This window comes from Paenibacillus jiangxiensis, from assembly GCF_046098255.1.
Lineage (GTDB): Bacteria > Bacillota > Bacilli > Paenibacillales > Paenibacillaceae > Paenibacillus > Paenibacillus jiagnxiensis.
The window spans coordinates 34,840-49,191 of sequence record NZ_JBJURI010000003.1 but is presented as its reverse complement, the minus strand read 5'-3'; the positions used below and the strand labels follow the sequence as shown (position 1 = coordinate 49,191).

At 49.6% G+C, this 14,352-nt stretch carries 12 protein-coding genes and 1 CRISPR repeat array; of the genes, 9 read left to right on the top strand and 3 right to left on the bottom strand.

The annotated features are described in order from the left end of the window. Positions 1-64 precede the first annotated feature (64 nt). Positions 65-1,705: a response regulator transcription factor gene (locus tag ACI1P2_RS03805; protein ID WP_355317000.1), complete on the bottom strand. Its 1,641-nt coding sequence runs from the start codon at positions 1,703-1,705 to the stop codon at positions 65-67. Further along, positions 1,702-3,552 carry a cache domain-containing sensor histidine kinase gene (locus ACI1P2_RS03800; protein WP_408976126.1) on the bottom strand — a complete coding sequence of 617 codons (1,851 nt, stop codon included), beginning with the start codon at positions 3,550-3,552 and terminating at the stop codon, positions 1,702-1,704. The genes ACI1P2_RS03805 and ACI1P2_RS03800 overlap by 4 nt, the downstream gene beginning before the upstream one ends. Positions 3,553-3,633: 81 nt before the next feature. Here ACI1P2_RS03800 and ACI1P2_RS03795 point away from each other — a divergent pair, with 81 nt between their 5' ends. The 6 genes from ACI1P2_RS03795 to ACI1P2_RS03770 all read left to right on the top strand — a co-directional run bounded on the left by ACI1P2_RS03795 (position 3,634) and on the right by ACI1P2_RS03770 (position 9,909). After that, positions 3,634-4,515, top strand: coding sequence for a carbohydrate ABC transporter permease (locus tag ACI1P2_RS03795; RefSeq protein ID WP_355316996.1), 882 nt, complete (start codon positions 3,634-3,636; stop codon positions 4,513-4,515). Beyond that, complete coding sequence (locus ACI1P2_RS03790) at positions 4,515-5,345, top strand: carbohydrate ABC transporter permease (RefSeq protein ID WP_355316994.1); 831 nt, start codon at positions 4,515-4,517, stop codon at positions 5,343-5,345. The genes ACI1P2_RS03795 and ACI1P2_RS03790 overlap by 1 nt, the downstream gene beginning before the upstream one ends. 57 nt (positions 5,346-5,402) lie before the next feature. Next, positions 5,403-6,692 carry an ABC transporter substrate-binding protein gene (locus ACI1P2_RS03785; protein WP_355316992.1) on the top strand — a complete coding sequence of 430 codons (1,290 nt, stop codon included), beginning with the start codon at positions 5,403-5,405 and terminating at the stop codon, positions 6,690-6,692. Between the two features lie 126 nt (positions 6,693-6,818). Further along, a complete protein-coding gene (locus tag ACI1P2_RS03780) occupies positions 6,819-8,825 on the top strand; it encodes a beta-galactosidase (protein WP_355316990.1) in 2,007 nt (668 codons plus the stop codon). A 191-nt stretch (positions 8,826-9,016) separates the two neighbouring features. Continuing rightward, on the top strand, positions 9,017-9,538 hold the full coding sequence (locus ACI1P2_RS03775) for a cysteine hydrolase family protein (protein ID WP_355316989.1): 522 nt from the start codon (positions 9,017-9,019) through the stop codon (positions 9,536-9,538). Positions 9,539-9,567: 29 nt separating this feature from the next. Then, positions 9,568-9,909, top strand: coding sequence for a cupin domain-containing protein (locus ACI1P2_RS03770; protein WP_355316987.1), 342 nt, complete (start codon positions 9,568-9,570; stop codon positions 9,907-9,909). A 9-nt stretch (positions 9,910-9,918) separates the two neighbouring features. Here ACI1P2_RS03770 and ACI1P2_RS03765 read toward each other — a convergent pair whose 3' ends face one another. Beyond that, positions 9,919-10,644, bottom strand: coding sequence for a type II toxin-antitoxin system Phd/YefM family antitoxin (locus ACI1P2_RS03765; RefSeq protein ID WP_355316985.1), 726 nt, complete (start codon positions 10,642-10,644; stop codon positions 9,919-9,921). Positions 10,645-11,002: 358 nt separating this feature from the next. Here ACI1P2_RS03765 and ACI1P2_RS03760 point away from each other — a divergent pair, with 358 nt between their 5' ends. The 3 genes from ACI1P2_RS03760 (at position 11,003) to fosB (ending at position 14,346) form a co-directional block, all read left to right on the top strand. Then, complete coding sequence (locus ACI1P2_RS03760) at positions 11,003-12,331, top strand: WXG100 family type VII secretion target (protein WP_355316983.1); 1,329 nt, start codon at positions 11,003-11,005, stop codon at positions 12,329-12,331. 15 nt (positions 12,332-12,346) lie between these two features. Further along, positions 12,347-12,853 (top strand): hypothetical protein, encoded by a 507-nt coding sequence (locus tag ACI1P2_RS03755; protein ID WP_355316981.1) that lies wholly within the window; start codon positions 12,347-12,349, stop codon positions 12,851-12,853. Positions 12,854-13,293: 440 nt separating this feature from the next. Further along, a CRISPR array of direct repeats spans positions 13,294-13,858; the repeat unit is 32 nt; unit sequence GTCGCTCCTTACACAGGAGCGTGGATTGAAAT. 68 nt (positions 13,859-13,926) lie between these two features. After that, the gene (gene fosB, locus ACI1P2_RS03750; protein ID WP_355316979.1) at positions 13,927-14,346 is read left to right on the top strand and encodes a metallothiol transferase FosB; all 420 of its coding nucleotides are present in this window, start codon (positions 13,927-13,929) and stop codon (positions 14,344-14,346) included. The last annotated feature ends 6 nt before the right edge of the window (positions 14,347-14,352 follow it).

The window sequence follows — 14,352 nt, the reverse complement described above, 5'->3', positions numbered from 1 at the left end:
CGTTTTTTTGTGTGAGCGGATATGGGTGTCCAGTTTTACAATCGAGCCATCTGCCGATATCCGCTTAAGACGGGAGCTTGTGGCGGTACTCCTTGGGTGAGAGGCCTTCCTGTTTTTTGAACACCTTACTGAAGTATTTTACGTCGTGAATGCCAACCATTTCGGCGATTTGCGAAATTTTCAGGTTTGGGTTAAGCATGAGCAGCTTGGCCTTCTCAATACGGTATTTGGACAGGTAGTCGGAGAAGTTGATGCCAAACTCCTGTTTGAATTTGCGGGAGATGTATTCCCGGCTGACAAAAAAGCGGCTGGCGATTTCCTGCAGGGACAACTCCGACGTGTAGTGCTGATCGACGTATTTGATAATGTCCCCGATCGCGTATTTTTCCTTGGATTGCCGCTCGCTGATGGCACGGGACAAACGGATCATCAGGCCGACGGCCCAATCACGCCAGGCGAAGAGCGAAAAGGAATAGGCGTTGGTGTTCGGCGCACGATGCTTCCGATCGTCCTGTAGCAGTGCGGTCAGTGCTGTTCCGGCGTCATCGCCCAGCGTTTCCCGCAGCAGCCGCTCGCGGAAGGAGAGGGCGTCCGACCGCCATTGATCGAGCATTTCTGGGGTCACAATACCGCCGTGGCTGAGCCCCTCGATCCATTTCTGTGCGGCGGCGGTAATCCGCTGCTCGTTCCCGCCGCTTAATACAGCTATTTTCCAGTCCTCCTGCACATCGGCAAACCGCAAACGTGACACATCTCCGACCCTGCCTCCGTCTTGCGATTCGGCTGGCAAGGTGTGGAGATAATTGCCCCCGCGCAGTAAATTGCGGCGCCGGATGGCCACGCCGGCTTCCGCATACTGGCCGGGAAGGCTCTGCGGCAGCTCGCCTGCGGACGCAACGCCAAAGTGCATTCGGCGCTGAAGCGTGTGGAACAAGCCCTGATTGATCCTTTCAATCAGTTCTGCCACGGCTTCGTGTCCACTCCACAGCAAAAGGATAATTTCACCCGGTGCGCCCCAGTACTTGAAGGCAATGCCGCGGCGGTGCGGGAGCAGGAACTCGTTGCAAATATTAATGATAGAAAAATGCAGCAAATCGCTATTCTTGCCGAAACGCTGCAGCAACGGTGCGTCTTCGGCATCCACCTGCAGCAGCAGCAAGCGAACCGTATCAGCCTGTTCTGGGATGACCCGATCCGTGCGCAGCCGACGGAGCGACGATTCAGCCGTATTGGCGTCATTGATCAGTGAAGACAGCAGTTTCTCCCCGTACACCGGCCTGATTTCGTTAAGCTGGATATTTTGCTGCTGCTGACCGATGCGTTCGCGTTCCTCCGCCTGCCATTCCGCCACCGCCTTGGCCACCGCAGCGTTGATAGCCTCCGCCTCGATAGGCTTGAGAATGTAGTCGATTCCCCCATGGCGGACGGTGCTTCGGACCAATTCAAAATCGTTGTGTCCACTGACAACAATAAATTTCACGCTTCCGGCGAACTCGCTAATCCAGGCCATCAGCTCCAAACCGTTTCCGGAATCCATCAGCATATCCGTGATAACCAACTCCGGCTTGCTGCGCCGGATCAGCTCGATCGCTTCGTTCCCGCTTCCCGCTTCGGTCACTTCCTGTATGCCGTGCCCCTCCCAATCCACGAGCAGACGGACCGCTTTCCTTACTCTGGCTTCGTCATCTACAATGAGCGCTCTCAATGATCTTCACTCTCCGTTATGTCTTTCTCCGCGATATGCAAGGTGATTTTCACACCTGCCGGATGCAAGTTGCCGATGCTCAGCGAAGCCATGTCGCCGCTGAACAGCTTGAGCCGGGCGAGCACGTTGGCAAGTCCGATCGAAGGCCGCTTCACATCTTGTTCCGTATCAAGCGGATGGCTGCCATTGGGCGGCCATTGGGCCAATTCCCGCTGCAGGCGCAGCAGCCTCGCTTCGGGGATATGATTTCCGTTATTTTGTACCGTGATCTTGACCCCTCCCCCCGCCAGCGCGCTGGCGAGCAGGATGATTTCGCCGTTCACGGCCGACCGCTCCAATCCGTGCTTGAAGTAATTTTCAACAATCGGCTGCAGGATCATTTTCGGCATTGGCAAATCCAGCAACTGCTCTTCCACATCGTAGCGGAAAATGAAACGGTTTTCAAACCGCTCCTTTTGCAGCTCGATATATGCCTTGACATGTTCCAGCTCATCACGCAGCGTGACGTTCTTGTCCTCGTAATGCATACTGTAGTGCATCATTTTCGCCAGTGCGGAGAGAAGGGCGTAAATGCGCGGAACTTTCAGCTCCAATGCCAATGTGCCGATAATCTGCAGCGTGTTGTTAAGGAAATGGGGATTGATCTGCGCTTGCAGCGCTTTGAGCTGGTTCGTCTTGTTCGCCAGCTCCAGCCTGTATTCCCGCAGGATCAGATTGTTGATCGTATCCATCATGCCGCGAAATCGCAGCATCACCGCGCCGATTTCATCATGTCCAGCCGGCTGGATATCTACATTCAGGTTACCAGATTGAATCTGATCCATGTAACGGCCCAGCTGCTTGATCGGAGCGGTAATCCGCAGGGAAATAATGACCGTGGCGGCAACGATAATGATGAGTGATAACGCCAGCACCAATATATTGATGAAGGCTGCTCGGTTCGCTTCAAGGGTCAGGTAAGAGACCGGAACCTGCTTGACCAGCGTCCATTGGGTCGCGAGACTGGAAATCCGCTGATAGGCGAACATGTTTCCGTCCTGCTCGAAGTTTCCGCTGGAATTCGGCGAGCGGGCAATTTGCTCGGCATACCACTGCTCCCGGAGTGGCTGGCCCAGCATATTTTGATCGTCGGTGTACACCATGTTGCCATTGTCGTCGAGAATGTAGATTTTCTCGCGGTGTTGTTCATATAACTGGTCAACGATGTTGCTCAGAGCCGATAGTTTGACGTCGATGGACAGGTAGCCGATGATATCGCTCGAGGGGACCCTCTCGATTTTGCGATGAAGCGTAAACACCGGCTCCGAAGGATATCTCGGCTGAATGGAAGTCAGTCCGTACGCATGGCTCATATGGCTTTCCTGCACCCATACACTGTGCTGACCGTTGCCCACCGAATCGACGAAAGGGGCGATATTATAGTTCCGCTGCGGTGTGTTCAGCGTAACGAGTGTCGCTTTGCGGCTCGAATTTTCATATAGATACACTTGAAAAATATCCGGAACGGAGCGTGAAATGCCGGATAACACGGCATAAACCTGTGAATTGCTCTGGGGGTCTCCATAGCCGGCCTGCAGCAGATTGGAAATGCCGTATATGCTGGATGAGCTGCGGTTCAGGTCGTCCAGCAGTCTGCTAAGGTTGCGCCCACCCTGGTACAGCAGGTTGGCGTCTTCCTGGGCGACCCGCGTTCGCAGCGATTGCGTCGTATATGAATATGTAATGAACATAGTTACCAAAATAGGAAGAATCGTCGCCAGCAGCATAAAGACGATCAGCTTGGTGCGGATACTGTTCCATTTCAATTCGCTTCGCTCCCGATCAATAAATTGCACCTGAGTGTTCACCTCAGTAGGTGTTTGCGCAGGCTTATTCCAATCATAATAACAATACAACAGTTATTCGACAGAAAGAAAGGGGGCTGCGCCATGGGTAGTAAAAGAGCGTCAAGGTGGGGACTGCAAATATTTTTCGTGGGACCTGTTTTTCTGTTTTTTCTAATCGTCATGGTGATACCGTTCCTCCTCGGGATGTTTTATGCGCTGACCGATTGGAATGGCGTGGCGAGCACGGTAAACTGGGTAGGACTGGACAACTTTAAAACGATATTCACCAATGATCCGGATTTTTGGTCATCCTTCTGGTTCACCACCAAATTTACGCTGGTCGGCATTGTGCTGACGAACGTCGTTGGCTTCTTTCTCGCGTATTTTTTAACCAAGGGGTTGAAGACACGCAACGTTTTGCGTACGATTTTCTTTATGCCAAACGTGATCGGCGGGCTGCTGCTCGGGTTTATTTTTCAGTTCATATTCATCAAAGGCTTCAATACGATGTTTGAACTGACCGGCTGGTCCTTCTTCGGACTTCCTTGGCTCGGGGATGCCACCACCGGTTTCTGGGGAATCATGATCGTGTTTGTATGGCACACGGCGGGTTATCTGATGGTCGTATATATCTCCTCGCTGAGCAACGTTCCTTCCGAAGTGATCGAGGCTGCAGAGATCGATGGGGCAAGCCGCTGGCAGATGCTGCGCAGCATCATCGTTCCGCTGATTATGCCGGCAGTGACGATCTGTCTATTCCTGGCGATTTCCTGGGCGTTCAAAATGTTTGATCTCAACCTGTCGCTGACAAAAGGCGGGCCGTTCAAATCGACGGAATCCGTGGCGATGAATATCTACAACGAAGCGTTCCAGAATAACCGTTACGGTCTGGGTACCGCAAAGGCCATTCTGTTCTTCGTGATCGTGGCCGTCATTACGATGCTTCAAGTGCGCGCGACGAAGAATAAGGAGGTTGAAGCCTGATGCTGAAAAGATATACCGGACGGACGCTGGTTGCGGAGATCATTATGGCGTTGATCGGCCTGCTATTCTTGTCTCCGTTCTATTTTCTCTTCGTGAATTCGGTCAAGCCTTTTGGCGAGATTATGTCCGATTCCGCAAGCTGGCCGAAGATATTTCAGTGGGGGAACTATTCGAGAGCCTGGGAATTAACTCAATTCCCGCAGGCATTCACGAACTCGTTCATTATTACCGTTGTCAGTGTGGCCATCCTGGCGCTGATCAGCTCGATGGCTGCGTACCGGATGGTCCGGTCCAATACGTGGTTTAACCGTGTCTTGTTCATGCTGCTCATCGCTTCCATGGTCATTCCGTTCCAGACGATCATGATGCCGCTGCTTCGGGTCGTTAACGAACTGGGGTTGAACAATACCCGCGCCGGGCTGATCATGACTTATCTTGGTCTCGGGGCGCCGATGGCGGTATTCTTGTTCCACGGGTTTGTCAAATCGATCCCGCTGGAAATTGAAGAAGCCGCGACGGTGGATGGATGCACGGGGATCAGCGTTTTCTTCCGGATCGTGCTGCCGATGATGCGGCCGATGCTGATGACGATTATCGTGCTTAACTGTTTGTGGGTATGGAACGATTATTTGCTGCCATCGCTGATTTTGCAGCGACCGGAAATGCGGACGATTCCGCTGGCTACCTTCGCATTCTTCGGACAGTACACGAAGCAGTGGGATATTGCGCTGCCGGCGCTTGTACTGGGCATTGCACCGATCGTCGTGTTCTTCTTGTTCTTGCAGCGTTATATTGTCGAGGGAATCGCAGCCGGGTCGGTCAAAGGCTAACGCCGACCGATCCGCTGTTCCAATAAACTACAATAGATTTAGGGGGGGCAAGGTTAAATGAAAAAGGCTAAGTATTCTATCATTTTGTCGGTTTTGTTAACGATGTCGCTTATACTTTCCGCTTGTGGTGGCGGCGGAAATCTTGTAAGCGATAACAATGGCAGCAGCGACAAACCGGGGCAAAAAACGGTGACGATCTTCCAATTCAAAACGGAAATCGTAGAAGGGCTTAACGAGCTGAAGGTCGAGTTTGAAAAAGAACATCCAGACATTAAGCTGGACATTCAAACTGTGGGCGGCGGCGCAGACTATGACGCGGCTCTGAAAACGAAATTCGCTTCCGGCGATGCACCGGATATTTTCTCGAACAACGGTTATGCCAAGCTGGACATGTGGCAAGAGAAGCTGGAAGACTTGTCTGATCAGCCTTGGGTGAAGGATCTGGTGCCACTCGCGGCAGAAGCGATCACCAAAGATGATAAAGTGTATGGATTGCCGCTTGATCTGGAAGGTTTTGGTTATGTCTACAATAAAGACTTGTTTGCAAAAGCGGGCATCACGACACTGCCAAAAACGTATTCCGAGCTGGAAGCAGCAGCCAAGAAATTGCAGGCTGCAGGCATCACTCCATTTGCCAATGCTTATCAGGAATGGTGGCTGGTAGGCAGCCAGGGCATCAGCGTGGCTTTTGCCAACCAGGATAATGTGGATGGTTTTATTAAAGGACTGAATGAAGGCACGTCTTCGATTGTTGGCAATGAGCAATTCGCTAACTGGGCGAAATTGATGAAGCTGACATTGGATTATGGCAATAAAAATCCGTTGACCACCGACTATAACACTCAGGTAACGATGTTCGCCAATGGGGAAGCGGCGATGATGCAGGAAGGCAACTGGGCGCAAACAATGATCGACGGCATCACGCCGAATATGAATATCGGAATTCTGCCGATGCCGCTGAGCGACGATGCAGCCAAGACAGGTAAAGTAACGATTGGCGTACCGGTGAACCTGGTTGTCAACAAAGATTCCGATGCCAAAGAAGAGGCGAAAATTTTCCTGAACTGGCTCGTTACTTCGGATATCGGTAAGGAATATCTCGTGAAGAAATTCAAATTCATCCCGGCTATGACTACAATTCAAGCTACGCCGGAAGATATGGGACCGATTGCTACCGATCTGGTGAAATACGTCGAGGAAGGCAATATTTTCGCACATCAGGCCGGCAAGTTCCCGGATGGTGTGGCTCAGGAATTCGGCAGCGCGATCCAGCAATATTTGGCAGGCGAAAGTGATGTCGAATCCTGGCAGAAAAATATGCAAGCCGCATGGGATAAGCTGAAATAAATGCAAGTTTGAATATTGAATGATGAAAAGGCAGGCCGCCTCCAGCCACTTATCCTTAAAGGAGAAGAATGAGGCGGTTCCTGCCTTTTCCTATTTAATCTGTTTGCGGTCAAAGGGGGAACAAACGTGGAGAACCAATATGCTGATGCTCATAACGTGCAAATCGGTGTCGTATATTATCCGGAGCATTGGGATCCTGATCTCTGGGAGGAGGATATTCAATTGATGAAGGAAACGGGCGTCCGGGTGGTCCGTTTGGCGGAGTTTGCCTGGAGCCGGATGGAGCCGTCGCCGGGACAATATACTTTTGAATGGCTGGATCGGGCGCTGGATTTGTTCGCCAGGTATCAAATCCGCGTCGTCCTGTGCACGCCGACCAATACGCCGCCGCGCTGGCTTACGGAGCTGAAGCCGGATATTTTGCCGGTATTCGCCAATGGCGATACGCATCATCCGGGGGTGCGGGGCCATCGCTGTTACAACAGCGAATCGCTCCGCGATTACGGGGCGCGGATCATTACACAGATGACAGCACGGTACGGGAGCCATCCCGCCGTTATCGGTTGGCAGCTCGACAATGAGTATTGGGTAATCGATTGCCACTGCGATACCTGTAATCAACGCTTCCGGGAGTGGGTGCAGGTGAAATATGGTACGCTGGAGAACGTGAACCGCGAGTGGGGGACAGTGGTATGGAGCGGGGAATACAGCGATTGGAGCCAGGTTGGCGTGCCTTATGGCGGATCAAGACATCAGAATCCGTCATATTTGCTGGATTTTACCCGGTTTCAATGGGATTCCATCGCCGATTTTCAGCGCAGCCAAATTCGTATCATCCGCGAAAATTGTCCAGGACACTGGGTGACCCATAATTTTCATACGTATCCGCAGCGCCTTAACCTGTACCAGATCGGGGCCGATCTGGATGTGGCTGCCTTCGACTATTACCCGAATACCGATCCGGACAAGCAAGCGACAGGACCCTACAGCGGCGCATTGTCCCTGGATGTGACGCGCGGCATCAAGCGGCGCAACTTCTGGATCATGGAGCAGCTGAGCGGGCCGCCGGGCTGCTGGTTTCCGACCTGGAGAGCGCCTTATCCCGGCTTTATCCGTGCATTCTCCTGGCAGGCGATCGCACGGGGCGCCGACACGGTTGTTCATTTCCGCTGGCGCTCGGCGGTTGCCGGTGCGGAGCAGTTTTGGCACGGGCTGATTGATCAGAGCAACGTGCCGGGGCGACGGTTCAGCGAATTTACCGAACTGTGCGAAGAAGTCAATGCCTTGGCCGGCAAGCTTCAGGGAACCGCGCCAGCTAATGAAGCAGCTATCCTGTTTTCGCACGAGCATTTGGAGGCATTACGGATTCAAGTGCAGGCCGAGGGCTTCGACTATTATGAAAATGTGAAGGATTACCACCGCGCCTTGACGAAGCTCGGAATCGGCTGTGATGTGATCGAGTGGACGCAGGAACTGGATGGCTACAAGCTTGTCGTGGCTCCGAGCTTCTATCTGCTGAACGCGGAGGTGACCGCCGCATTGGAGCGCTTTGCCGCAACAGGGGGGACCGTTATCGTTACGAGCCGTTCCGGTGTAAAACATATGAACAATCAGCATGTGATGATGCCGCTGCCAGGGCTGCTCACGAAATGCACCGGCGTGAAAGTGGAGGAGTACGATCCGCTCGGCCGGGCGGCCATCCGTGTCGTCGATAACGAGGGCCGCTCTTACCGGTGCTCGCAATGGAGCGATGTCCTGAGCTTGCATGGCGCCGAGGCGATCCTCTGGTATGATGAAGAATTTTACAAGGGTACGCCAGCCGCTACGGTCAACAGGTTCGGGCAGGGAAAAGTCTATTATCTCGGCACACATCTCGATGAAGACTGCTTGAAGCGCCTATTCCGGGCGATTGCGGAAGAGATGCGGTTAATCATTGTGCCCGATCTGCCGGAGGGCGTGCAAATCACCATCCGCGCCGGGACAGCGGGGAGCTATTTGTTCGTGCTCAACTTAAGCCGTGAGCCGCATCAGGTGACGCTGCCCGCCACGTACCCCAGCCTGCTGTACGGAGCGGAGCGGGATAATGTGGTTAGCCTTGAGCCTTACGGCGTCGATATTTTGCAATTGTCGTAGATACAACTGTTGTATACTGAATGCGATGTACGGCGATGCGGGGGGGAGGCTATTCATTCAATGGATAGCCTCCTATCCGATTGGAGTAGCTGCCGAAATTATGAGCTTGTCCGGTTCCGCTTCAAGTATTAATATTGATGTATCTATAGGACTGTATTGTTATTGAAAACTTGAGGGGAGACTTGAAGGTTATGAAAACCGCATTGCTAATCATTGATGTGCAAAAGGTGATGTTTTTGCCGGAATACAATTTGTATCGAGGAGAAGAGGTGCTGGATATAATTGACCGGTTAATCCTCAAAGCGCGTGAAACCGGCACGGAGATCATATACATACAGCATACGGAGGAAGGCGATCCCGAGTTCACCAGGGATACGCCGACATGGGAAATCCACGACAAAATCAAACCTCTTCCAACCGATACCGTTATTCAAAAATCAACCTGCGACTCCTTTTACAAAACAGAACTGCAGGAAGCTCTTCTTGAGCGTGGAGTGGAAAAACTGGTGATTGCGGGCATGCAGACCGAGTTTTGTGTGGATACAACGGTGCGCAGCGCCTTCGGCAAAGGGTATAAGGTTGTCCTGGTCCAGGATGCCCATAGCACATTTGATAACGGGATTATCCAGGCGGAACAAATTGTTCGTCATCACAATAAGGTGCTTTCATCCAGTCTTGCAGCTCTTAAGCCAGCCGAAGAAATACTGTTTTAAATCATGATGAATGGATGGAGTGCGGCAGCATGGATAAGATCAGCAAAAATACGGCGAGCCATTACATCTGGGGGGAAGGCTGCGACGGCTGGAACCTGGTGAGCGGGCAGGATTTAAGTGTTATTCATGAAAGAATGCCCGCTCATACCTGTGAGGCCAGACATTATCATCATAAGGCGAGACAATTTTTCTTCATTTTAAAAGGTCATGCGGTCATGAAGCTGGAAGGGCGGACGGTTGAGCTGTGGGAACAGGAAGGCATTGAAATCCCTCCGCTCGCTGTCCATCAGATCATGAATGTTTCGGATGCTCCGGTTGAATTTTTGGTCATCTCGCACCCAACTACCCGGGGAGACAGAACGGAAGTCTAAACGCCAAAATCAGGCGAATAGATCCCGCATCGAAACGCGCAGTCCCTCGAATAGCTGTGATTCCGCAAACTGTGCCCCGGTATTCGAGTAATAGGCTATATCTGCGATCTCACCGTCGATTAAAGTGTAAATCGTCGCCTGCTCCTTCATAGGATCGACGATCCAATATTCCTTAATGCCGCATTTCCTGTATAAATCGAGCTTGCGGATCAAATCTTTGCTTCGTGTGGAAGGAGACAACACTTCGACGGCCAGTTCCGGCGTACCCTTGTATTTGCCCTTTTCATCAATTTGATCTTTGTCGCAAATGACAACCAGATCCGGTTGTACGACACAGATATTCGTTTTTTCCTTCTCTAATGTAATATCGAACGGGGATGTCAGCGGTGTACAGGATTTTCCTTTAAACCAATTGTAAAAAGTGCCAATCAGTTCTTGCACGGCGTGCTGGTGCTTGTACGAAGGGGAGGCGAGGTTATACACAACACCATCGATCAGCTCGAAGCGCTGTTCCGATGCTTCGGTCAGTTCGAGAAACTCCTCATAGGTCACCCAACCGTCAACGGCTTCGTATCTCAACGCTTCCTCCCTAAGAACGGATTCATCAGCCCCGTCGAAAGTACTTAATTTAGCCACATCCTTGCCATTCCGCGTTACGATGATTTCCTCATTGGCCTCCGCGAACTTTAAATACTTTCCGAAATTGTTTTGCATATCAGTTGAAGTAACCCGCATTTTAATCACCTCAAATTAGCTATTATATAAATGATATTAGCTAATTAATTATTATTTTTCAATAGTTTTAGCTAAGTATTTAGGTGTTTGGCGTGAGGACATAAAGATAACGGACTTTGGTACAGCTCTGGATTCCGCCGTACTTGGCCTAATGGAACGGTTGATGGTTTCAAGAGAAGAGTATTTTGTGAAATGGAAGCAGAGGATAGCGGTCCTGCTGCTTATATACTGCTTGTAACTCATAATTAGGACTATGGATGTCACTCGGTCTGTTATGAGTTGGGATATTGGACTTATTATCCATATTCTAGGAAGATGTTAAAATGAGAGTAACATGATGGACAGGCGGACGATGCAGATGACAACGATTCTGGTAACACCGGAGCAGTTGGAGGCAGTTTCCAGGCAGTTCGAGCAGGCTCGCCAGGAGATTGCCCGGATGAACGGAACACTTACGCTCCAAGTATTAATGATGGAAGCGCTCTGGGATGGCACAACTAAGCAGCGTTTCTATTCTGATTATGTGACGGCCCGCAGGAGCATGGTGACCGCAGTAGAGCTGACGGATTCCATTTCCCGTGAGCTGCGGAATCATGCGGAGAAATTCAGGCTGGCGGACGAAGCGATGTCCGGCGGGCTTGATCCGGCCTGTATGGCTCCTCCGCCCAATGCCTGCGCTGCGCCGACCGTGGATACGCGCAATGCCTTGGAGAAATCTGGCGACAGCTTGAAAGAACTGGGTACCAATTTTATGGACGCAGCCAATGAGCGATATGAAAAACGGTATGATTCGGTAGGCACATTTCTGGATTACTGGACGTTCGGAATTCCGAAAGGGATGTGGCAGGGGTATGCGGATCGGGCGGATAAGTGGCTGGATTCCCCGGAAGATTTCGCGAACTGGGCGACGCTTGGCGTCCACGGCACGATTCGCGAATCCATCTTTCCCCAAAATGCCTGGTCAACCGAGCACTGGGCGAATATACTTGGAACAGCAGGATTGGTCGGCGGCGGCACGATTGCCTCAACGATAAAGCCCAAGAATTATTTTGGTATGAGCACAAAGACGGTTGTTGAGGGGACGGGTAAACCAAGGTTAGCTCATAAAGTTGTGTATCTCACAGATCCTGAAGAGATGAGGCCTTATATCATACCTCCAACTGATGGATTTCAGGCATTTTTAGAGAGAAGATATATTGATATTAGAAAAGTGGGCCTAGAAGATGTACCAACGCTTGCTAAGCATACTGGATTAACAGAAAAACAAATCAAAGAAATGAAAGAACATCTGTTTTTTACTATTTATGAATTATCAGTAGAAGGAAAACCGTACCAAAAATTATTATTTCAAGCTGATAAAGATATAGCTTATGGCTGGCAATTAGCACAAAAAGAAGAACTTAATAACATACAGAAATCATGGTTCAATGAGCTTGCTAATCATGAACTAACAGAGCAAGAATTAATGAAATATGGTTTGTTAGATGAAAAAACAGGTAAAAGATTCAATCCTATGCCCCTAAGAGACCCTGAAACATGGAATGGAACTGACTTTGACAAAAATGCTGATAAAAATGCACATGATAAAGCAAATGCTTTAGGTCATAAGCAACCATCTAGGGACTTCCCTGGATATGATTCTTTTGCTGATTTCATGAAATATTACGATAAGGATATTAAATATTAACTTGAGGTGAGTTGTTTGAATAATTTAAATCAAGCAATGCAAAGAATTAATCAGATTCCATGGGACTCAATAGGTACTATGGAATCCAAAGAAGATTCTGATTTGGCCCGTGAATATTTGAGAAGATTAGCCCTTTTTTATAAAGACGAATCTATAACACCACTACCACCGTTAATTTCCAATATAGCAAAACTTCTCGGCGATGTTGATAACGAATTAGAAGTTATAGACTACTGCCATAATATAAATGCTATAGAGTTCTTAAATAATCATACATTTCCAAGAAAAATAATTGAATATTATTTGCAGTTAGCGAAATTTATAGATGAAAATTCAGCTTACTCAAAATATTTAAATGTATATACGCCTCTAATAAGAATATTTGAAAATGGAGGTTTAGTGGTATTTCGAACCCGAGACTTAGAAGTAATAAATGGTGCATTTATTCCTTTGAATGGTTGGTATGAAAGGTTTGTAGAAAAAAAACCTTTTATTCCAGAAGAGGATCTGCAACAAAAATAATTAACTACGAATAAACACCAATTCATTGCATAGAACAGGTCGATTATGGTCCGGTAACGCCAAGATTGGCCTGTTTTATTGTATCCAATCAATAGATTACGATTGAAATATAAATAGTGATTGTTGACCGCCAAATACTGCTTGCTCAGGTGCGTGGTCAGCTAATATATGTTCATCACTTCATATGCAAGGTGTTCGTTGTTTTTTGAGATCCTCTCTGCATATGAAATCGACAGGCCTCGTGCCTCAATCGATGGGAGCATTATAGTTGGTGCGAACCCCAAGCTCACATGAAAACCCAGGGAGATTCGCACTTGCTTGTGCTGCAAAGGATTTTAGCAATTTACTATGGAATGATGACGAGAATATAATAAAAGAAATGAGGGGTTCGCACTTTTGCAAGGCTAACTCCTTGTGTTACAAGGCCTTAATTGGTCGCTGTCGCTCCTTACACAGGAGCGTGGATTGAAATCCCATCAAACATGCCTGCTAGGAATATTTCACCGTCGCTCCTTACACAGGAGCGTGGATTGAAATCTGGTATTAAATCCGTGTTAGGTTTAATGGCAGGTCGCTCCTTACACAGGAGCGTGGATTGAAATGGTACATATTTTTTGTTGGACGCACTAACTGCCGTCGCTCCTTACACAGGAGCGTGGATTGAAATACTCTAACTGCGCCAGTAGGCGGAATGGTAATGGATCGTCGCTCCTTACACAGGAGCGTGGATTGAAATAAAGAGCAGTTGGACTTACTCGCCCACAATTTGTCGCTCCTTACACAGGAGCGTGGATTGAAATAGCACGGTTCCCTGGGACATCGTAACCGACGACGCGGGTCGCTCCTTACACAGGAGCGTGGATTGAAATTCGGTCTGCCGGGTCAACCTGAGAACGTGTCTTCCGTCGCTCCTTACACAGGAGCGTGGATTGAAATCTCAAGGGAATCAACCTGTTTGAGATCGGCCGCAACAGTCGCTCCTTACACAGGAGCGTGGATTGAAATTGGGATGAAGAGCACTACCCAGGGAGGCAGGGAAGACTAAACATAAGGAAGAGAAGTGAGCAGCAGCCATGAAAGTTATACAAATCAATCATCTATGTTTTTCCGTTTCGAATCTCGAGCGGTCCGTTCTATTCTATGAGAAGGTTTTTGATGCAAAGCTGCTGGTAAAAGGGCGGAAGCTGGCTTATTTCGATATCGGCGGGCTTTGGGTTGCCCTCAATCAGGAGGATATTCAGCGGGACCCGGGGCCGCGCTCCTACACTCACACCGCTTTTACGGTCGAAGAGCAAGACTTCAGTGATCTGCTGCAGCGTTTAACCGCACTTAATGTGGAAATACTGGAAGGACGTGAGAGGGATATCCGGGATAAGAAGTCGATATACTTCCTGGATCCGGACGGTCATTTGTTTGAGTTTCATACGGGTACGCTCGCAGACCGGTTGCAGTATTACCGGGTGGACAAACCGCATATGACATTTTTCGATTAAAAATAA